This window comes from uncultured Bradyrhizobium sp. (assembly GCF_947648125.1).
GTDB lineage: Bacteria > Pseudomonadota > Alphaproteobacteria > Rhizobiales > Xanthobacteraceae > Bradyrhizobium.
The window spans coordinates 1-20,152 of record NZ_CANSMR010000002.1; the positions used below are offsets into that span (position 1 = coordinate 1).

General features: G+C 66.2%; 15 protein-coding genes. 8 read left to right on the plus strand and 7 right to left on the minus strand.

The window, feature by feature from the left end:
- Positions 1-990, plus strand: a 990-nt coding sequence (locus Q0030_RS03535; protein ID WP_298363233.1) for a UbiH/UbiF family hydroxylase, incomplete at its 5' end; no start/stop codon positions are given.
- A 12-nt stretch (positions 991-1,002) separates the two neighbouring features.
- Here Q0030_RS03535 and Q0030_RS03540 read toward each other — a convergent pair.
- Positions 1,003-1,956, minus strand: a complete 954-nt coding sequence (locus Q0030_RS03540; RefSeq protein ID WP_298363234.1) for an AEC family transporter — start codon at positions 1,954-1,956, stop codon at positions 1,003-1,005.
- Between the two features lie 121 nt (positions 1,957-2,077).
- On the opposite strand from Q0030_RS03540, the gene hspQ reads away from it, so the two are divergent.
- The gene (hspQ, locus tag Q0030_RS03545; protein ID WP_050406639.1) at positions 2,078-2,410 is read left to right on the plus strand and encodes a heat shock protein HspQ; all 333 of its coding nucleotides are present in this window, start codon (positions 2,078-2,080) and stop codon (positions 2,408-2,410) included.
- Positions 2,411-2,460: 50 nt separating this feature from the next.
- Here hspQ and Q0030_RS03550 read toward each other — a convergent pair whose 3' ends face one another.
- Together Q0030_RS03550 and Q0030_RS03555 are read right to left on the minus strand one after the other, a co-directional pair.
- The gene (locus tag Q0030_RS03550; RefSeq protein WP_298363235.1) at positions 2,461-3,735 is read right to left on the minus strand and encodes an MFS transporter; all 1,275 of its coding nucleotides are present in this window, start codon (positions 3,733-3,735) and stop codon (positions 2,461-2,463) included.
- A 392-nt stretch (positions 3,736-4,127) separates the two neighbouring features.
- Positions 4,128-4,961: an invasion associated locus B family protein gene (locus tag Q0030_RS03555; RefSeq protein ID WP_298363236.1), complete on the minus strand. Its 834-nt coding sequence runs from the start codon at positions 4,959-4,961 to the stop codon at positions 4,128-4,130.
- A 384-nt stretch (positions 4,962-5,345) separates the two neighbouring features.
- Here Q0030_RS03555 and Q0030_RS03560 point away from each other — a divergent pair, with 384 nt between their 5' ends.
- The 3 genes from Q0030_RS03560 to Q0030_RS03570 all read left to right on the plus strand — a co-directional run bounded on the left by Q0030_RS03560 (position 5,346) and on the right by Q0030_RS03570 (position 10,012).
- Entirely contained in the window at positions 5,346-7,082 is a 1,737-nt protein-coding gene (locus Q0030_RS03560; RefSeq protein ID WP_298364545.1) for an extracellular solute-binding protein, read from the plus strand.
- An 84-nt stretch (positions 7,083-7,166) separates the two neighbouring features.
- Entirely contained in the window at positions 7,167-8,678 is a 1,512-nt protein-coding gene (locus Q0030_RS03565; RefSeq protein WP_298363237.1) for an AMP-binding protein, read from the plus strand.
- 107 nt (positions 8,679-8,785) lie between these two features.
- Positions 8,786-10,012: a GGDEF domain-containing protein gene (locus tag Q0030_RS03570; RefSeq protein WP_298363238.1), complete on the plus strand. Its 1,227-nt coding sequence runs from the start codon at positions 8,786-8,788 to the stop codon at positions 10,010-10,012.
- A 573-nt stretch (positions 10,013-10,585) separates the two neighbouring features.
- Here Q0030_RS03570 and mfd read toward each other — a convergent pair.
- Together mfd and Q0030_RS03580 are read right to left on the minus strand one after the other, a co-directional pair.
- Positions 10,586-14,104, minus strand: coding sequence for a transcription-repair coupling factor (gene mfd, locus Q0030_RS03575; RefSeq protein ID WP_298363239.1), 3,519 nt, complete (start codon positions 14,102-14,104; stop codon positions 10,586-10,588).
- Positions 14,101-14,391 (minus strand): succinate dehydrogenase assembly factor 2, encoded by a 291-nt coding sequence (locus Q0030_RS03580; RefSeq protein WP_298363240.1) that lies wholly within the window; start codon positions 14,389-14,391, stop codon positions 14,101-14,103. Before Q0030_RS03580 ends, mfd begins: the two co-directional genes overlap by 4 nt.
- A 72-nt stretch (positions 14,392-14,463) precedes the next feature.
- On the opposite strand from Q0030_RS03580, the gene Q0030_RS03585 reads away from it, so the two are divergent.
- The 3 genes from Q0030_RS03585 to Q0030_RS03595 all read left to right on the plus strand — a co-directional run bounded on the left by Q0030_RS03585 (position 14,464) and on the right by Q0030_RS03595 (position 17,149).
- Positions 14,464-14,610, plus strand: coding sequence for a hypothetical protein (locus Q0030_RS03585; protein ID WP_298363241.1), 147 nt, complete (start codon positions 14,464-14,466; stop codon positions 14,608-14,610).
- Between the two features lie 21 nt (positions 14,611-14,631).
- Positions 14,632-16,740, plus strand: coding sequence for an ATP-dependent DNA helicase RecG (gene recG / locus Q0030_RS03590; protein ID WP_298363242.1), 2,109 nt, complete (start codon positions 14,632-14,634; stop codon positions 16,738-16,740).
- 121 nt (positions 16,741-16,861) lie between these two features.
- Positions 16,862-17,149 carry a GIY-YIG nuclease family protein gene (locus tag Q0030_RS03595; RefSeq protein WP_298363243.1) on the plus strand — a complete coding sequence of 96 codons (288 nt, stop codon included), beginning with the start codon at positions 16,862-16,864 and terminating at the stop codon, positions 17,147-17,149.
- Between the two features lie 129 nt (positions 17,150-17,278).
- On the opposite strand, the gene Q0030_RS03600 is transcribed toward Q0030_RS03595, so the two are convergent.
- Both Q0030_RS03600 and glmS read right to left on the minus strand, forming a co-directional pair.
- Complete coding sequence (locus Q0030_RS03600) at positions 17,279-18,061, minus strand: DUF502 domain-containing protein (protein WP_298363244.1); 783 nt, start codon at positions 18,059-18,061, stop codon at positions 17,279-17,281.
- Positions 18,062-18,168: 107 nt separating this feature from the next.
- Positions 18,169-19,995 (minus strand): glutamine--fructose-6-phosphate transaminase (isomerizing), encoded by a 1,827-nt coding sequence (gene glmS, locus Q0030_RS03605; RefSeq protein WP_298363245.1) that lies wholly within the window; start codon positions 19,993-19,995, stop codon positions 18,169-18,171.
- Positions 19,996-20,152: the final 157 nt, after the last annotated feature.

A 20,152-nucleotide genomic window follows, 5' to 3' on the forward strand; every position in this document is an offset into this window, starting at 1 on the left:
CGCTGCAGCGAAAGAGCCGCGGCGCTCAAGACCATGCGCCTCGTCGACGACACCGGCCGCCTGATCCGCGCGCCGGAGGTGCGGTTCTCCTCCGAGGAGATCGGCCGCGAGCAGTTCGGCTTCAACATCGACAATCGTTCGCTGGTCGCAGCCCTCGAGGACCGCGCCGGCGAGATGGCGGCGCTGACGCGGTTCGACGACGAGGCCGCCTCGGTGCAGCCGGACGAGGCTGCGGTCACCGTGGTGACGCGGCAGGGCCAGACGCTCTCGGCCCGGCTCGTGGTCGGCGCCGACGGACGCAATTCACTCTCGCGCGAGGCCGCCGGCATCGAGGTGGTCAGCCGCGAACTCGGCCAATCCGCCCTCACCTTCAACATCACCCATACCCGGCCGCACAACAACATCTCGACCGAGTTTCACACCGAGCATGGCCCCTGCGTGTTCGTGCCGCTCAGCGGCAACCGGAGCAGCGTGGTCTGGGTCTCGGCGCCCAGGGAGGCCGAACGGCTGAAGGCGCTTGGCGATGACGAATTATCCGATGCGGCCGAGCGACAGTCGCATTCGATTCTCGGCCGTGTCGAGGTCCAGGGCGGCCGTCACGTGTTTCCGCTCGCCATCGAGCGGCCCCGGCAATTCGCCAAGGACCGGATCGCGCTGGTCGGGGAATCCGCCCATGTGCTGCCGCCGATCGGTGCGCAGGGGCTCAACATGGGGCTGCGCGATGCCGCCGATATCGCCGAGATCACAGGCCAGGCGATCGGCCGCGGCGAGGATCCCGGCGCGCCGAATGTGCTGTCGCGCTACCAGGCGGCACGGCGTCCGGATGTCGCCAGCCGGACCTGGGCGATCGATATAGCCAACCGGTCGCTACTAAGCGATTTCCTGGGCGTGCAGACGGCGCGTGCTGCCGGCCTGCATCTGCTCGGCGCCTTCGGCCCGCTGCGGCGGCTGGCAATGCGCGAGGGCCTCGCGCCGTCATGGCGGCGATAGCCACTACCTGTCCTACGGAAACACCAGCCGTCCGCTCTGGATGAACCACATCACGCTGGTCAGCGTGACCACCGAGGCGAAGGTGCCGATCAGCACCGCGACCGATGCCGGCTCGATCCAGGTGTCGTTCTGGCGCGCGATCACGAACACATTGAGCGCCGGCGGCAGCGAGGCCATCAGCACCGCGGTCGCAGCCCAGGGCTGCGCGAACGGACCGAACAGCAGCATCAGTCCGAAGGCCAGCAGCGGATGGACCAGAAGCTTGATCGCAACCACGCCCGGCACCTCCCACGGCACCCGCTTGAACGGCCGCAGCGCCACGGTGATGCCGAGCACGAACAGCGCCGTCGGCGCGGCGGCGTTTTGCAGGAACTGGATGGTGCGGTCGAGCGCGACCGGAATCGGGATATGAAACGCCGCCACCAGCGCCCCGAACACCGCCGACATGATCAGCGGGTTCTGCACGATCTGCCGCAGCACCACGCCGAACGCGTGCAGCAGCGAGGGATGGTCGCGGTCGGTGAGTTCGATCAGGAGCGGCACGATCGAGAACAGGAAGATGCTGTCGCAGCAGAAGATCAGCGCCGTCGGAGCCGCCGCCTTGGCGCCGAGCACGGCGAGCGCGAGGCCAGGGCCCATGTAGCCGATATTGCCGTAGGCGCCCGACAGACCCGCAAGCGTGGCCTCGCGCAGCGACAGCCCTCCGATCAGTCTGCCTGCGACCATCGACAGGAAGAACGCGATGACGGTTCCGAGCGTGGTGGCGATCAGGAATGGCGGGTTGTTCAACTCGGCGAACGGTGTCTTCGACATGATCCCGAACAGCAGCGCCGGCAACGAAACGTAAAGCAGGAAGAAATTCATCCAGGCGAGCCCGCTCTCGGGCAAACCCTTGGCTTTTCCGCATGCGTAGCCGATGAAGATCAAGCCGAAATACGGCAACGCCAGATTGAGGATATCGATCATTCTGAAAGTAGTTTCTCGGCCGGATTTCGGGTCGTTTTGCACCGGCTAGAATCGGTAAACCGGGGGTTAATTCGAGGCTTAGCCCCTAGCATCGGCCACAATGTTGGTCTATCGACGAACCATGATCAAAGCGCGCACCGCCAAGTTTCAGATCGGGCAGATCGTCCGTCACCGGGTGTTCTCCTTCCGGGGCGTGATTTTTGATATCGACCCGGAGTTCAACAACACCGAGGAATGGTGGCTGTCGATCCCCGAGGACATGCGGCCGCACAAGGACCAGCCGTTCTATCATCTGCTCGCGGAAAACTCGGAGACCGAGTACGTCGCCTATGTGTCCGAGCAGAACCTGCTGCCCGACGATTCCGGCGAGCCGATCCGGCACTCGCAGGTGGCGGAGATCTTCATCAAGGACAAGTCGGGCGGCTACCGTCCGCGCAATCCCTCGCTGAACTGACGCGCGGCGTCTGTCCGGCGACGGACGCGACGGCGCGGCTTCCGGCCTGCTCATACCCCCTCACGCGCGGCCAGCGCCGCCGCAATCGCCCAGACCGCAAAACCCGCCAGCGCCAGTCCGGCGCCGACGAGGCCGGTCGAGGTCCAGCCGTAGCCGGCTGCAACGGCCATTCCGCCGAGCCACGGCCCCAGCGCATTGGCGACGTTGAAGGCGGAATGGTTGAGCGCAGCGGCGAGGCTCTGGGCTTCGCCCGCGACATCCATCAGCCGGGTCTGCAACACGGTGGCAAGCGCGCCACCCAGCCCGATCAGGAACACGTCGGCACTCAGCGTCCAGACATTGGCCGCCGCCAGCGGATACAGCGCCAGCGTCGCGGCCGACCACAGCAAGAGGCCGCCCGCGGTTGCCATCAGCGCGCGGTCGGCAAAGCGCGGCACGATGATGTTGCCGGCGGTGAGACCGGCGCCGAACACGCAGAGCGTGACGGGCACCAGCGCGGGCGAGGTGTGCGTCACTGCCAGCATGGTCGACGCCAGATACGTGTAGACCGAGAACAGTCCGCCGAACCCGATCGCGCCGATCGCGAGCGTCAGCCAGACATGCTTGCGCCCGAGCGCCGAGAGCTCGCGCAACGGGCTCGCATTGCTGTCGGCGACGTCACGCGGCGCGAAGATCAGGACCAGGATGGCGGTCAGGAGCGCGAGGCCGGCAACGATCGCGAATGCCCAGCGCCAGCCGATCGCCTGCCCGACGCCATTTGCCAGCGGAACGCCGATCGTCGTCGCAATGGTGAGGCCGAGCAGCACGCGGCCGACCGCCGCGGTGCGCTTGTCGATCGGGACCAGCGATGCCGCGACCAGCATGGCGATGCCGAAATAGGCGCCGTGCGGCAGCCCCGCGAGGAAGCGCAGCACGAGCATGGTGTGATAGTCGGGCGCGAGCCCGGAGAGCCCGTTCATCAGCGCAAAGAAGCCCATCAGCGCGATCAGCAGCGTCCGCCGCGTCATGCGCGCCGACAGCACGGCGATCACGGGCGCGCCCACCACGACGCCGAGCGCGTAAGCGCTGATCGCGTGGCCGGCCTGGGGCTCGCTGATGTGCAGATCGTGGGCGAAGAACGGCAGCAGGCTCATGGTCGCGAATTCGGCGATGCCGATCGCGAACCCGCCCATCGCCAGCGCGAGATGAACGATGCCCGGATGAAAGCTCCCGGGGGCGTTGTCCTGGTTGAGGCGCCCGCCAGCATCGACCGAAGCACGGCCGCTCGGCTGCTCCGAACGCCGGGAAAGCGGTTCCCGCCGCTGCGTGTTGACTCGCTGGGACATTGGGAGACTTCCATGAATGCGAACGACGGACGGGCTTGCGACCCAGGCAAGGTCCGTGCGCATCGCGCCATCAGGCTTCCGCACAGCGGCCAGGGTTCGCAGCGAACCACGCGCGCATTTGCGCATCGAAGGCGCGCGTTCCGCGCTTTCGTCTGGCCTCCCGTGACGGATTTATGATTGTGCTTCGACGCCGGACTTGTCCGGACAAGGCAATGACGATGCAGCTTGGCGCGATCGATTTGCCTTGCGCGACCATCGCACACGATAGGGACGATCACCAGCGCGGCAGGCTGCCATCAGCCAGTCTGTTTCGCATGACAAAAAAAGGCGCCCTTGCGGGCGCCCTTTGCTTGCGATGATCTCGCGATTTCTTGAACGCGCGATCGACGTTGTTACTTGGCCGCCGGATTGGCCGGAGCCGCCGGAGCGGCACCACCGCCCGCGCCTTCCAGCTTCTTGCGCTGTTCTTCGGCGCGCTTCTGCAGCTCTTCCTGCAGCTTCTTCGAGTTTTCCTCGAACACCTTCGGATCGGTCGGCGGGCCGTCATAGGCCTTGGCGAATTCGGTGTTGAGCGGCAGCGGCAGCGTCAGCGGCGCGCCGTTGGAATTGATCGCCTGGACCACGAGGTTCTGGCCCTTCTTCATATTGGCGATCAGTTCGGGGGTTGCTTCATAGTCGGACATGCAGCCGTTCTGGAAGCAGATCACATAGGGCGCCTGCTGCGGCGGGTTGCCGTCGACGATGATGCGGGTGCCGTGAACCAGCTGCATGCCGAGCGGCAGCGTGACGCGCAGGATCTTCTTCGGCTCGCCTTCCGGCTCGATGATCACGGCGGCAATGACGGGCTGGCCCGACTCGATGCGGCCGTCCTTGCCGGTGAAGCAAACCTGCTTGGCGTTGGCTTCCTGGCCCTTCAGGCAGAACTTGGTCCAGGGGGCGTAGATCAGCTGGATCTGCTGATCCTGGGGCGGCTGGGCGGCCGCGGCGGGCGCCTGACCTGCGGCCGGTGCTTGGGCGGCCGGTGCCTGGGCTGCCGGAGCCGGCGCCTTCGGAGCTGCCTTGGGTGCCGCCTTGGGCGCAGCCTTCGGTGCCGCAGGCGCCGGCGCTGCCGGCTGCTGGGCCTGAGCGGCAGGAACCAGGAGCGCTGCAGAGAATGCCGTCGCCGCCATCAGGGCAACAATTCGCCCATGCGGCCGGACCGGGGCGGCCAAGATACGGAAATTCATTGCGGAAAACCCTTTCTGAACGGCAGCGCCCGAAACCGCTGCAGGCGCCGACACATAGCCGTTTGGGCGGCTGTCTCCTAGTCAATTGAGGCGGATACGTGACAGGCGTTCCCGCCCTCGAATTGCACGCCTTCAATACAGCGGCGCGCGGAAAGATCAATGCCGACAAGCGCATTTGCGCACCTGTCACGGCGAGTTTCAGCGCCCTGTGATAAACCTTTGGGCGTGACGTTTCGCGAATCAAATCCGGCGCCTCATGCACGTGTTCCCGGTCACGTTTGGCGCACCGCGTCGGCCGCCATCTGGCTTGTCCTGGCATCCATCCTGGGATTCCTGACGACCGCACTTGCCCCTGCGGCCGCCACCGAGAGCCACGCCATCGCGATGCACGGCGCACCCGCGCTGCCTGCTGACTTTAGCCACCTGCCCTATGCCAATCCGGACGCCCCCAAGGGCGGCCGTCTTGTCCTGAGCCCCCGGGAGGGCACCTTCGACAGCCTCAATCCATTGATTGTCAGGGGTCTCGCCGTGCAGCAGCTCCGGGGCTACGCCTATGAGCGCGGCTATGTCTACGAAAGCCTGTTGGTGCGGAACAATGACGAGCCCTTTACGCTGTACGGCCTGCTCGCCCGCAGCGTCGAGACCGACGATGCCAGAAGCTATGTGACATTCCGCCTCGATCCTCGCGCGCGCTTCTCCGACGGGCACGAGGTCACGGCCGACGACGTGGTGTTCTCGCTCGAGCTGCTGCGCGATCACGGCCGTCCGCTGCATCACCAGTATTATTCGAAAGTCGCAAAGGCCGAGGTGCTCGACCCGCTCACGGTGCGGTTCGATTTCGGCGGCGTTGCGGACCGCGAATTGCCGCTGATCCTCGGCCTGATGCCGATCCTGCCGCGCCACGCCACCGACGTCTCCAAGTTTGAAGAGACGACGTTGGCGCCGCCGATCGGCTCCGGCCCGTACCGCGTGACGGCGGTCAAGCCCGGTACCAGCGTGACCTTCACCCGCAATCCGGAATACTGGGGGCGCGACCTCCCGGTGAACCGCGGCCTCTGGAATTTCGACGAGATCAGGCTCGATTACTACCGCGACGCCAATGGCCAGTTCGAGGCGTTCAAGCGCGGCCTCTATGACTTCAGGACCGAGCCCGAGCCGCTGCGCTGGCATGACGGCTACGACTTCCCCGCAGCGAACAACGGCGAAGTGATCCGCGACACCATCAAGATCGGCACGCCCGATCCGTCCGAATTCCTGGTGTTCAACACCAGGCGGCCGAAGTTTGCCGACGTCAGGGTGCGCCAAGCGCTGCTGATGCTGTTCGATTTCGAATGGATCAACCGCAATTACTATTTTGGACTCTACTCGCGCGCCGGCGGCTATTTCGCCGGCTCGGAATTGTCGGCCTACGGCCGCCCGGCCGATGACCGCGAGCGCGAGCTCCTGAAGCCGTATCTGTCGCATATCGCGCCCGACATTCTCGAGGGCCGCTATCGCCTCCCCGAGACCGACGGCTCAGGCCGCGACCGCACCATCCTTCGCGACGCGCTCAAGCTCCTGTCGGACGCCGGCTACGCGCTCGACGGCACGGTGCTGAAGCAGCGCTCGACGGGGACGCCGCTCCGGATCGAGATCCTGGTGACGACCCGCGAGCATGAGCGGATCGCCCTCGCCTATCAGCGCGACCTGAAGCGGGCCGGCATCGACGCCGCGGTCCGGGTGGTCGACGCGGTGCAGTTCGAGCAGCGCCGGGTCGCCTATGATTTCGACATGATCCCCATTCGCTGGGACCAGTCGCTGTCGCCGGGCAACGAGCAGTGGTTCTATTGGGGCAGCCAGGCCGCCGATGTGCCGGGCACCCGCAACTACATGGGCGCCAGGGATCCGGCCATCGACGCCACGATCGCCGCGCTGCTCGCGACGCGGGAGCGGCCAGCCTTCGTCTCGGCGGTGCGGGCGCTGGACCGGGCCCTGATGTCCGGCTTCTACGCTATCCCCCTATTTAACTTGGGAGAGCAATGGATCGCGCGCTGGAATCGGATAGAACGGCCTTCGGCCACGGCGTTGACGGGCTACCTGCCGGAGACTTGGTGGCAGAAGCCCGGCGCGCAATCCAATTGAGCTGCCAAGTTGAGCTACCAGTGATTTGCGACCCCACGCGGCATGGTCCGGTCTGATCGAAGCGATGCAACCGACGTTGAACCTGTGAATCAGTCGATCACCTCGCCCACGCTCGATACGCTGTTCAAGCGCACTTTGGCGCGGCAGCCCGAGGCGCTGGCGCTGGTCGACCCGATCAACAAGCAACGCGTCACCGGACAGACCCGCAAGCGCCTGACTTATGCTCAGGCCGACCGCGCGATCTCGGCGATCGCCGCCCACTTCGTCGAGAGTGGATTGCCGGCCAATACCGTGATCGCGGTTCAGCTTCCCTCGACGATCGAATTCGCCCTGACGGTGCTCGCCGCCCATCGGGTCGGCCTCGTGGTGGCGCCGTTGCCGCTGCTGTGGCGGCAGGCCGAGCTGACGTCCGTCCTCAACCGCACCGCGGCGCGGGCGATCGTCACCTGCGGCAGGATCGACGGCGTCTCCTACGCCGACATCGCCATGAACGCCGCGGCGGAAGCCTTTTCGATCCGCCATGTCTGCGGCTTCGGGAGCGATCTGCCCGAAGGCATGGCTTCGCTCGATGACGCGATCCTGCAGGACTCCCGGACCTCGCGCCCGATGATCCAGGACGGCCGCAAGCCGGCGCTGATCTCCTTCGACGTCACCAGCGAGGGTTTTCGTCCGGTGCCGCGCGCGCATTTCGGTCTGATCGCCGGCGGGCTCGCGATGTCGCTGGAGAGCGATCTGGCACAGGGCGCGACTATCATGTCGGCATTCGCGCCGATGTCGTTTGCCGGCATCTGCTCGTCGCTGGTGACCTGGCTGCTGTCGGGCGGAACGCTCGTCATGCATCACCCGTTCGACGAGGAAGCGTTCGAAACCCAGTTCAACGATCACGGCTGCGACACGCTGATCGTGCCGGCGCAGCTCGCGCTGCGGCTCGACGAGTGCGGCCTGTCGGAGCGCCTGCCCACGTTGCGCAACGCGATCGGCCTCTGGCGGACGCCGGAGCAGGTCGCCTCCAGTGCGCACTGGAGGTCGCGGCGGGTGACCATGACCGACGTCTATCTGTTCGGCGAGGCCGGGCTGTTCGGCGCCCGCCGTAACGCCGAGGATGGATCACCGGCCCCGATCAAGCCCGGTCCGCACAGCGCGCCGCGCGAGGCTGCCGGCGCATCGATCGCCGGCGAGATCCTGCTGACCCCGAAGGGCACGCTCGGCTTGCGCGGCCCGATGGTGCCGGTCGCCGCCTATGCGCCGCCGCCGCCGCCGGGCGACAACCTGATTGCGCCACCGCCACGTGATTACGTCGACACCGAATATGCCGCTCGGATCGACCGCGCGACCGGCGCCGTCAACATCACCGCCCCGCCGTCGGGGGTCATGACGGTCGGCGGCTACCGCTTTCTTGCCCAGGAGCTGCAGGAGTGGTCGCGCCGCCTCGGCCAGGGCGCATTGTTGACGGCACTGCCCGACCGCCTGAGCGGCCACCGGCTGGCCGGACGCGCTCAGGACAATGCGCGGGCCCGCGACGCCCTGACAGAACTTGGGCTTAACCCGTTGATGGTCGAAGCATTTCGCGACCGCAGCGGCACCGGAATGCCTTAAAATCTTATCATTGCGTTAGTCTTAGCATTGTGTTGACGCCGCATTAAGCCATGCCAACTAGCATCGTAACCGTTTGCAGATCTTAAGCATTGGTTTCGAGCGTTCGAATGTCTCAACAAGGTCCGGTCCTCATCGTATCGGCGTCGACAAAGCCGTCGTTCGCCGCTGTCCTCGATGAGACAAAACTGTTCCCGGTCGTGGTCACCGACTGGAACGAGGCCGGACGGGCCATTGAGCACGTCAAGCCGGCAGCGATCATCGCGGCCGCCGAGGGCGTCGACTTCGTCACCCTGGCGGGCCTGGCCAAGCGCGCTGCCGCCCGCGCACCCTATCTGCCGCTGATCGCGGTCGATCCCGCGACCACCCTGCCCGACACCGTGATCGCGTTCTTCCAGCACAAGGGCATGCCGGATCGCCTGCTCGCCCGGCTCAACGCGTCCTTACGCGTTCGCGCCTTGCATGCGACCGTGATGCGTCGCCTGGTGCCGCCCGCACCGATCGCTTTGTCCGATATCGATCCGGTCGGAGAGGCCACCGCGCTCCTGATCGGTCGCGGCGGCGCCTACCCGGCCCTGTCGGTCGCGCTCGGCGAACGCGCCGGCGTGGTTGGTGCGCTGAGCATCGAGGCGGCTGCAAAACATCTCTCCAACCGTGACATCGACGGCATCGTGCTGGCCGAAGGCTTCACCCCGCGCGTGATGGATGCGTTCCTGACGGTGCTGACCGAGGATGTTCGCTTCCGTCCGTTGCCGGTGATCGTCGCCTCTGGTGAGCTGACACCGCGTTACGAGCTGCCCAATCTCGAGATCGTCACGGCCGGGCCGACACGCGTCGGCGACATGGTGTTGCCCATGATCCGCCAGCATGCCTTCGAGGCGCGGCTCGGCCGCATGCTCAAGGCGATTGACGCCAAGGGCCTGATCGATCCCCGCACCGGCCTGCTCACCAAGGCAGCGTTCGAGCGCGACTTCGCGACCGCTGTCTACCAGACCGCGGAACGCGGCGGCGCGCTCTCGGTGGCGCGGTTCACCTTCGACAACACGCAACCGCGCGCGCAATTCGATGGCGCGCGGATCATCAGCCGGCTGATGCGCCAGACCGATTTCGGCGCCGTGCATGACGACCGCTCACTCGTCGTGGCCTTCGCCGGCACCGATCTGCGCAACGCGCAGGCGATCACGCGGCGATTGGCCAGCGTGATGCGCCACACCCAGAACGGCCGCCGCGACGTCCGCTCCGAGCCCGCCGTCAGCGTCGCAACGCTGATGCCGGGTGACTCCGCGATTTCCCTGTTGGGGCGCTTGTTCGGGACGCCGGAGCGCGCGGCGTCGTAACAAGCAATACGCCACCTTATAAGGTCGCAGATCTTTCGAGTATCGTCAGCAAATCACCGGGGAATCAGTAACCGGACGGCGGCTTAGCGGGTGCCCGGGTGAACACTGGTCGTAGCCCAGCATCGGGACCAAACGGACTTGGATAGACGTTCCGCGGGTCACAGAGCTGGCAACCGTTTGGCCCCCATGGCTGCGTGGCCGCTGCACCGCACAGCGGCAGCGCCATGCGGGCCGCGACAGCTGGCGGAACAGCCTGTTGACCGCCCTCGCAATAGTAGGCAACCGCAGTCTTGCTCGCCGATAGTGCAAGCAACGCTGCGACGAACAGAGTTCTCATGCTCGCCTCCAAGCTCTTCGGACCCAATCAGCAGAAAAGCAATTTGAGAATAGTTCGGGCCCGCGCAGCCGTATAGTCGCTCGTCGAGCCCGCCGGTGCGCCTCCCGCTCGCAGACCCTGACGGCCCGCCCACATGGAATAGACACACCACACCTGCGGGCGCCGCTACCGTCATCCACGCCGGCTCATATCTCGCTTCGCTCGCCATGAGCCTATCCCCGTCTCCGGGGGGCGGCCTACGCCGCCTTCTTGCTCTCCGCGAGATTGGCGAGCTGGCGCAGGATCTCGGTGGTGCCGGCGAGCCGCTCTTCCGGCGTATCCCAGTCCTGGAAGAACACCACCTTCATGTCGGGCCGCACCTTCGCGGCCTGGCCGTGCTGGCGGATGAAGGTCACCAGCCGCTCCGGATGCGCGAAGCTGTTGTCGCGGAACGCGATCACGGCGCCCTTCGGGCCGGCATCGACCTTCCCGACATTGGCCCTGCGGCAGTAGGCCTTGATCGCGGCGACCTTGAACAGATAGCGCACCTCGTCCGGCAGCACGCCGAAGCGGTCGCGCATCTCGGCGGCGAAACTGTCGATCTCGTCGTCGGTCTCGAGATCGGCGAGGCGCCGATAAAGCGACAGCCGCACGCTCAGGTCGTTGACGTAGTCCTCGGGGATCAGGACCGGCATGCCGATCGTGATCTGCGGCGACCAGCGGTCGGCGGCGGGCTCGGCGACGCCGGCCTTGAGGTTGACGATCGCCTCTTCGAGCATCGACTGGTACAGCTCGAAGCCGACTTCCTTGATGTGGCCGGACTGCTCCTCGCCGAGCAGGTTGCCGGCGCCGCGGATGTCGAGGTCGTGCGAGGCGAGCTGGAAGCCGGCGCCCAGCGTCTCCAGCGATTGCAGCACCTTCAGCCGGCGCTCCGCCTGCGCGGTGATCTTCTGCTGCGCCGGCAAGGTGAACAGCGCATAGGCGCGCAGCTTGGAGCGACCGACGCGGCCACGCAGCTGGTAGAGCTGGGCGAGACCGAACATGTCGGCGCGGTGCACGATCAGCGTGTTGGCGTTCGGGATATCGAGACCGGATTCCACGATCGTGGTCGAGAGCAGGATGTCGTATTTGCCGTCGTAGAACGCGGACATGATGTCCTCGATCACCGTCGGCGGCATCTGGCCGTGGGCGACCGCGACCTTCATCTCCGGCACGTTCTTGTCGAGGAAATCCTTGACGCCGGCGAGGTCCTCGATCCGCGGCACGACGTAGAACGCCTGCCCGCCGCGGTAGCGTTCGCGCAATAGCGCCTCGCGGATCATCAAGGGATCGTGCGGCGCGACGAAGGTCCGCACCGCGAGGCGATCGACCGGCGGCGAGGCGATGATCGAGAGCTCACGCACGCCGGTCAGCGCCAGTTGCAGCGTGCGCGGGATCGGGGTGGCCGACAGCGTCAGCACATGGACCTGGGCACGCAGCTGCTTCAGCCGCTCCTTGTGGCTGACGCCGAAGTGCTGTTCCTCGTCGACGATCAGGAGGCCGAGGTCCTTGAACTTGATGGCCTTGCCGAGCAGCGCGTGGGTGCCGACCACGATGTCGACGTTGCCGTCGGCGAGCCCCTTCTTGGTCTGGTTCAAATCCTTGGTCGACACCAGCCGCGACGCCTGCGCGACATTGACCGGGAAGCCTTTGAAGCGCTCAGTGAAGGTCCGTGAGTGCTGACGCGCCAGCAGCGTGGTCGGCACCACGACCGCGACCTGCCGGCCCTCCAGCGCCACGGCAAAAGCTGCGCGCAGCGCCACCTCGGTCTTGCCGAAGCCGACGTCACCGCAGATCAGGCGGTCCATCGGGCGGCCGATCTCGAGGTCGTTCAACGTCGAGGTGATGGCCCCTAACTGATCCTCTGTCTCCTCATAGGGGAAGCGCGCGCAGAACTCGTCATAGACGTGCGGCTGCAACGGGAATTTCGGCGCCTCGTGCAGCTGCCGCTCGGCGGCGATCTTGATCAGCTCGCCGGCGATCTGACGAATGCGGTTCTTCAGCTTCGCCTTGCGCGCCTGCCAGCCGCCACCGCCGAGCCGATCGAGTTCGACATTGGCGCTGTCGGAGCCGTAGCGCGACAGCAGCTCGATGTTCTCGACCGGCAGGAACAGCTTGGTCTCCGCCGCATAGTGCAGCTCGAGGCAATCATGCGGCGCGCCGGAAACTTCCAGCGTCTGCAAGCCGACGAAGCGGCCGATGCCGTGCTCGACGTGAACGACGAGATCGCCGGTCGCAAGGCTGGTCACCTCCGAGATGAAATTGTCGAGCTTGCGGCTCGCCTTGCGCGGCCGCACCAGGCGGTCGCCGAGAATGTCCTGCTCGCTGATGACCGCGAATTCGTCGGTCTCGAAGCCGGATTCCATGCCGAGCACGGCCAGCATGGTCTCGTTGCGCGGCCTGGCCTGCACGATCCGCCAGGTGTTGACGCTGGTGGTGTTGAGCAGCTTGTGGTCGCGCAGCATCGCGCCCATGCGGTCGCGCGAACCCTCGCTCCACAGCGCGACGATGACCTTCTTGCGTTGCGACTGCAACGCGCCAATGTGGCCCACGACGGCCTCGAACACGTTGACATTGCCGTCGGCGCGCTCCGGCGCGAAATTGCGGCCCTGCCGCGCGCCGGCGTCAAACACGTCGGGCGGGCCTTCCGGAACCGCGAACGGCGTCAGCCGCGCCAGCGGTGCATCGCCGAGCAGCCTGGTCCATTCGGCTTCGGTCAAATAGAGCTTGTCGGGCGGCAACGGCTTGTAGATCGCGCCGCTGCCGGGATGCTCCAGGGCCTCGCGCCGCGCGTCGTAGTAATCGGCGATCTGCGTGAAGCGTTCGCGCGCGGCGTCCTCGCCCTGCGGCTCGATCGCGATCGTCGCGCCGTCGAGATAGTCGAACAGCGTGTCCATCCGCTCCTGGAACAGCGGCAGCCAGTGCTCCATGCCGGGATGGCGCCGTCCTTCGGAGACCGCTTCATAGAGCTGGTCGTCGCGCTCCGGCGCGCCGAACGCGGCGACATAGCCCATGCGGAAACGGCGGATGGTTTCGGTCGTGAGCTGGAATTCGGAGACCGGCACGAGATCGAGCCCGCGCATATCGAGCAGCGTGCGCTGGGTCTCGGCATCGAAGGTGCGGATCGATTCGAGAGAGTCGCCGAAGAAGTCGAAGCGCACCGGCTGGTCGAGGCCGGCCGGAAACAGATCGAGGATGCCGCCGCGCACGGCGTATTCGCCGGGCTCGCGCACGGTCGACGAGCGGGTGTAGCCGTTGTGCTCCAGCCAGGCCACGACGGAGTCCATCGGCACGACGTTGCCGGGCGCAACGGACAGCGCCTGCGCTGCGACCTGCTCGCGCGCCGGCACCCGCTGGACGGCCGCGTTCACCGTGGTCAGCACGATCAGGGGCTTCTCGGAGCCGACCAGGCGCGGCAGCTTCGCCAGCGCGGTGAGCCGCTGCGCCAGGATGCCCGAATGCGGCGAGACGCGGTCATAGGGCTGGCAGTCCCAGGCCGGAACCTGCATCACGGCGATATCGGGCGCAAAGAACTCCAGCGCGCGGCCAAGCTGCTGCATCCGTGCGCCATCGCGGCACACCACAGCGAGGCTGACTGCCGGCCGCTTCGGCTGCGCGGCGATGGCGCGCGCCAGGTCGGAGATGACGAGCCCTTCAGCACCCTCGGCGACATTGGCGATGGTCAGCACCCGGCCGGGCGCGAGCATCGCGGCCGGCGATTTCATCGGCTGCTTCATGCGCTGGGATCCGCGACCCGGAACGCCTTGATGCGGGCAAACAGCGCGGTGGCATATTCGGCCGCCAGCACCTTGTCGCCGGTCAGCGCGGCATAGAGGTCGGGATCCGGTACCTCGATCAGGTGCTCCAGCTCGCCAATCTCCTGGTCGGAAAGGTCCGCGATGGTCGCATCGGCAAAGCGGCCGAGGATCAGGTCCATCTCCCGGGTGCCGCGATGCCAGCAGCGAAACAAAAGCCGCTTGCGGCGGTCATCGAGCCCGCTGCTCGATCGTGTCGATCCGGTCATGTTCAAGAATCCATCGAACGCCAAAAGCCCGGACGTGCCGGGCGGGGCTTGATATAGCGATGGGAACGGCCGATGTCAGCCCTCTTTCGCCGCGTTTTGGAGATGCTTTGGGCGCATGCCGTGATTGCCGGGCTTGACCCGGCAATCCATCCTCTTTTGAAGATGGATGCGCGGGTCATCCTCGATCGAGTCGAGGACAGGAGCCCGCGCATGACGTGAGTCGTGTGTACGAGGACACCGATGCGCCCCAGCCTGCTCAATCCGCTGTTTGCCCAGGTAACGACCCTCCAGGGTGTCGGCCCGAAGCAGGACAAGCTGCTGCGCTATCTGCTCGACCGCAGCGAGACGCCGCGGCTGGTGGATCTGCTGCTGCACCTGCCGGCGAGCGTGATCGATCGCCGCGCGCGGCCGAAGATCCGCGACGCCGCGGTCGGAACCATGGTCACGCTGGAAGTCACCGTCGACCGCCATCGCCCGCCGCCGCCGCGCAATTCGCGCGCGCCCTATCTCGTCTATGCCAACGACGACACCGGCGATGTCGTCCTGACCTTCTTCCGCGCCCAGCCCGGCTATGTCGAGAAGCTGCTGCCGGTCGGCGAGAAGCGCTACGTCTCCGGCACGCTGGCGATGTATGACGGCATCCCGCAGATCGTTCATCCCGACCGCGTCATCGATGAAGCCGGCTTTGCAAAGCTGTCCGGCATCGACCCGGTCTATCCGCTGACCGAGGGGCTTGCGATCGGCTCGCTCCGCCGCGCCATCGCGCAGGCGCTGACCAGGCTGCCGGACCTGCCGGAGTGGATCAGTCCCGAGGTGCTGCGCCGCTGCAACTTCCCGCCGATCAGGGAGGCGCTGACCCGCGTCCATGTTCCGGTCGAATTGACCGACATCCTGCCCGACGGCCCGTTCTGGTCGCGGCTTGCGTTCGACGAACTGCTCGCCGGCCAGCTCGCGCTGGCGCTGATCCGCGCCACGCTGCGCCGTCCCGCCGGCGTCCGCAATGCCGGCGACGGCCATCTGCGCAACCGGATCATCGACGCCCTGCCCTATGCGCTGACCAAATCGCAGCAGCAGGCGGTCGCGGCGATCACGGAGGATCTGCGCCAGCCGGTGCGGATGCTGCGCCTCGTGCAAGGCGATGTCGGTTCCGGCAAGACCGTGGTCGCACTGCTGGCAGCCGCTGCCGTCGCCGAAGCCGGCAAGCAGGCCGCGCTGATGGCGCCGACCGAAATTTTGGCGCGTCAGCACATCAAGACCATCGCGCCGCTCGCCGAGCGCGCCGGCATGCGCGTCGCCATCCTGACCGGCCGCGAGAAGGGCAAGGAGCGCCGCGAGCTCCTGGCCCAGCTCGAAGCCGGCGAGATCGATCTCTTGGTCGGCACCCATGCGCTGATCCAGGACGACGTGATCTACAAGGCGCTGGCGCTCGCCGTGGTCGACGAGCAGCATCGCTTCGGCGTGCGCGAACGGCTCGCGCTAACCTCCAAAGGCGAGGCGGTCGACGTGCTGGTGCTGAGCGCGACGCCGATCCCGCGCACGCTGGTGCTGACCTATTTCGGCGACATGGACGTCTCGGAGCTGCGCGAAAAGCCCGCCGGCCGCCAGCCGATCGACACCCGCGCGGTGCCGATGAGCCGGATCGAGGATGTCATGGACGGCGTCGGCCGCGCGCTCGGCGCCGGCAAGCTGGTGTACTGGATCTGCCCGCTGGTCGATGAATCCGAGGCCGAGGGCACCGAGCACCTCACCAACGCGACCGAGCGTTTCGAGAGCCTGCAGAAGCGGTTCGGCGATCGCGTCGGCCTGGTGCATGGCCAGATGAAGGGCACCGAGAAGGATCGCGTGATGGCGCAATTCGCTGCGCACGAGATCGGCTTGCTGGTCGCAACGACCGTCGTTGAGGTCGGCGTCGACGTGCCGGCCGCGACCATCATGGTGATCGAGAACGCCGAACGCTTTGGGCTGGCGCAACTGCATCAGCTGCGCGGCCGCATCGGCCGCGGCTCGGAGGCCTCGACCTGCCTGTTGCTCTACAAGGAGCCGCTCGGCGAGATGTCGAAGGCGCGGCTAAAGGTGATCCGCGAGACCACGGACGGCTTCCGGATCGCCGAGGAGGATCTGAAGCTGCGCGGCGAAGGCGACGTGCTCGGCATCCGCCAGAGCGGCCTGCCCGGCTACCGCATCGCGCGCTCCGAGGTGCACGGCCAGCTCATCACCCAGGCGCGCGATGAGGCGCTACGGATCATGAAGGACAATCCGAAGCTGAACGGCGAACGCGGCGAAGCACTGCGCTGCCTGCTCTATCTCTATGAGCGCGACGAGGCCGTGCCGCTGATTGGCGCGGGGTGATTCCCCAATCGTCATTGCGAGCGAAGCGAAGCAATCCATTATTCCGCATATGCGGAAGCGTGGATTGCTTCGTCGCTCCGCTCCTCGCAATGACGGTGTATGCTTGCGGCTGGGGGCCATCATGAAACAACCATGCGTCTACTTCTTCGCCAACAAGCGTCACGGCACCATTTACACGGGCGTTACCGCTAATCCGCCCAAGCGTGCGTTTGAACATCGCGAGGGATTGGTGAAGGGTTTCTCAGCGAAGTACGGCTGCAAAATTCTGGTCTGGTATGAGTTGCACCAAACCATGCACGATGCGATCACCCGTGAGAAGCAGATCAAGGCTGGCAGCCGGGCGAAGAAGATTGCGCTGATCGAGGCGCTGAATCCTGACTGGAACGACCTCTTCGACGCGCTGATCTAGCAGTAGGATCACCGGCCTTACCCCACCGTCATTGCGAGCGAAGCGAAGCAATCCATCGTTCCGCATGTGCGGAGCCATGGATTGCTTCGTCGCTTCGCTCCTCGCAATGACGGGGATGGAGTTGGGCCCCTACTCCACCTTCGCCGGCGCGGGCTGTGTGGCCGGCTGCAACGAGACCTGGTTGGCGACGCGCGCGGCGTTGGCCATGCCGGCGAGCGCCGCGGCGCGCTGTTTCTGATCGTTGGCGCCGGGCTGCACCACGCCGGCCGACATGATCAGCGTCGCGGCGTCCTCGGTGCTCATCTCGATCTCGATGATCTTGCTTCTCGGCACGTAGAAGAAGAATCCGGTGGTCGGGTTCGGCGCGCACGGCAGGAACACCGAGATGTGCTCCTCCTCGCCGGGCAGGCTGGCCGCGAGCTCGGAGCTCGGCGCCTGCGAGATCAGCACGATCGACCACATCCCGGGCGAGGGAAACTCGACCAGGCCGACGCGGCGGAAGCTCGATCCGTTGCCGGAGAACAGCGTCTCGAACACCTGCTTCAGACCGCGATAGATCGCGCGCACCGCAGGGATCCGTCCGAGCAGCCGCTCGCCGAGATCGACCAGGGTCCGCCCGATCAGATTGGCGGTGAGGAAGCCGAGCAAGGTCAGCGCGATGACGGCGACGATCAGGCCGGAACCGGGCAGCCCGAACGGCAGATAGGTCTCCGGCCGGTAGGCCGTGGGCACGAACGGCCGGACCAGGTTGTCGACCCAGTTCACGAACCACCAGGTCAGATAGAGCGTGATCGCAACCGGCCCGGCCACCACCAGGCCGGTCAGGAAATAGTTGCGGAAACGCGCCATCAGCCCGCGCGGGGCATCCGGGGGCAATTCACCCGTGACGGGAGGCACTTGGTTGGAGGTCATTGCGGTTCCAAGGTCGTCGAAGCGGCATCGAAGCGGCCGTTGCCCACCACCCAGCTAAGCCATTCTGACGCATTTTTGAAGGGGCCGTGTGACGGCCCGGCTTGCGGCTATTCGACCGTGACCGATTTGGCCAGATTCCGGGGCTGATCGACGTCCGTGCCCATGACAACGGCGGTATGATAGGCGAGCAGCTGCACCGGAACGGCATAGACCATCGGCGCGAAGGTCGCCCCCATGTCCGGCATCACGATCGTCACCAGCGACTGGATCGTCGCCTCCGCGGCGCCCTTGGCGTCGGTCATCAGGATGATCTTGCCGCCGCGGGCGGCGACCTCCTGCATGTTGGACACGGTCTTCTCGAACACCTTGTCGTAGGGCGCGATCACCACGACCGGCATGTGCTCGTCGATCAGCGCGATCGGCCCGTGCTTGAGCTCGCCGGCGGCGTAACCCTCGGCATGGATGTAGGAGATTTCCTTCAGCTTCAGCGCGCCTTCCAGCGCCAGCGGATAGCTGGTGCCGCGACCAAGATAGAGCACGTCGCGCGACTTCGAAATCTCGCGCGCCAGCTTCTCGATCTGCAGCTCGGTGGTCAGCGCCTCCGACATCAGACGCGGGATCTCGACCAGCCCATGCACCAGCTTGGCCTCGTCCGCATCGGAGAGCTCGCCGCGCGCCTTGCCGGCGGCAACCGCAAGCGAGGCCAGCACCATCAGCTGGCAGGTGAACGCCTTGGTCGAGGCGACGCCGATCTCGGGACCGGCCAGCGTCTGCAGCACGGTCTCGCTTTCGCGCGCGATCGTCGAGGTCGGCACGTTGACGACCGAGAGCGTGTGCGCGCCCTGCGCCTTGGCGTAGCGCAGCGCTGCCAGCGTGTCGGCGGTCTCGCCCGACTGCGAGATGAAGATCGCAAGGTCGCCCTTGCGCAGCGGCGCCTCGCGGTAGCGGAATTCGGAGGCGACATCGAGTTCGACCGGCAGCCGTGCCAGCCGCTCCAGCCAGTATTTTGCGACGAAGCCGGCGTAGCTCGCGGTGCCGCAGGCGGTGATCGAGATGCGCTGGATGTCCTTGAAGTCGAACGGCAGCTTGACCGGCAGGGCGACGCGCTCGGTCGCCATGTCGACGTAACGGGCGAGCGTGTGCCCGACCACTTCCGGCTGCTCGTGGATCTCTTTCGCCATGAAGTGGCGATAGTTCGCCTTGTCGACCAGAGCGGTCGCCGTCGTGTGCTTGATCGCCTCGCGATGGACGATGGCGTTGTCCTTGTCGAAGATCGTCGCGCCCTTGCGGGTCAGCACCACCCAGTCGCCGTCCTCGAGATAGCTGATCGTATCGGTGAACGGCCCAAGCGCGATCGCATCCGAGCCGAGATACATCTCGCCCTCGCCATGGCCGACCGCGAGCGGCGGGCCGTTGCGGGCGCCGATCATCAGATCGTCCTGGCCGGCAAAGATGAAGCCGAGCGCGAAGGCGCCGCGCAGTTGTGACAGCACCGCCCTCACCGCCTCGACCGGCGCGACACCGCCCTTGAGCAGATCGTCGACCAGATGCACCACGACCTCGGTATCGGTCTCGGTCGAGAACACCGCGCCCTTGGACTCGAGATGCTCGCGCAGCTCGCGGAAGTTCTCGATGATGCCGTTATGCACCACGGCGACGCGTTCGGTGGCGTGCGGATGCGCGTTGTTCTCGGTCGGCCTGCCGTGAGTGGCCCAGCGGGTGTGGCCGATACCGGTGTGGCCGCCGAGCGGCTTGGCCTCCAGCCGGACCTCGAGGTTCTTCAGCTTGCCCTCGGCGCGGCGCCGCGCCAGGGAGCCGTTCTCCAGCGTCGCGACGCCGGCTGAATCATAGCCGCGGTACTCCAGCCGCTTCAGCGAATCCACCAGTTGCTCCGCGACCGGAGCGCGTCCAAGAATGCCGACGATGCCGCACATGCGGTTCAATGTCCCCAAAAATCGCCGAAAATTTGCCAAAGCGGCGACACGGTCCCTTAACGGGAATCGCCAGCCGCAAGATACTCAATAATTATTGCCGATTGCGACAGTCTTAAACGGCAAGGTCGATGCGAAAGGCTGGTTAATCGGGGCTAAC

Excerpts from the sequence above, each read along its gene's own strand:
- Q0030_RS03595 (WP_298363243.1), top strand. The coding sequence starts at position 16,862 with ATGAAACAACCATGCGTCTACTTCTTCGCCAACAAGCGTCACGGCACC.
- Q0030_RS03550 (WP_298363235.1), bottom strand. The coding sequence starts at position 3,735 with ATGTCCCAGCGAGTCAACACGCAGCGGCGGGAACCGCTTTCCCGGCGT.
- Q0030_RS03600 (WP_298363244.1), bottom strand. The coding sequence starts at position 18,061 with ATGACCTCCAACCAAGTGCCTCCCGTCACGGGTGAATTGCCCCCGGAT.
- hspQ (WP_050406639.1), top strand. The coding sequence starts at position 2,078 with ATGATCAAAGCGCGCACCGCCAAGTTTCAGATCGGGCAGATCGTCCGT.
- Q0030_RS03560 (WP_298364545.1), top strand. The coding sequence starts at position 5,346 with ATGCACGGCGCACCCGCGCTGCCTGCTGACTTTAGCCACCTGCCCTAT.
- Q0030_RS03570 (WP_298363238.1), top strand. The coding sequence starts at position 8,786 with ATGTCTCAACAAGGTCCGGTCCTCATCGTATCGGCGTCGACAAAGCCG.
- recG (WP_298363242.1), top strand. The coding sequence starts at position 14,632 with ATGCGCCCCAGCCTGCTCAATCCGCTGTTTGCCCAGGTAACGACCCTC.
- Q0030_RS03555 (WP_298363236.1), bottom strand. The coding sequence starts at position 4,961 with ATGAATTTCCGTATCTTGGCCGCCCCGGTCCGGCCGCATGGGCGAATT.
- Q0030_RS03540 (WP_298363234.1), bottom strand. The coding sequence starts at position 1,956 with ATGATCGATATCCTCAATCTGGCGTTGCCGTATTTCGGCTTGATCTTC.
- glmS (WP_298363245.1), bottom strand. The coding sequence starts at position 19,995 with ATGTGCGGCATCGTCGGCATTCTTGGACGCGCTCCGGTCGCGGAGCAA.
- Q0030_RS03580 (WP_298363240.1), bottom strand. The coding sequence starts at position 14,391 with ATGACCGGATCGACACGATCGAGCAGCGGGCTCGATGACCGCCGCAAG.
- mfd (WP_298363239.1), bottom strand. The coding sequence starts at position 14,104 with ATGAAGCAGCCGATGAAATCGCCGGCCGCGATGCTCGCGCCCGGCCGG.
- Q0030_RS03585 (WP_298363241.1), top strand. The coding sequence starts at position 14,464 with ATGTCAGCCCTCTTTCGCCGCGTTTTGGAGATGCTTTGGGCGCATGCC.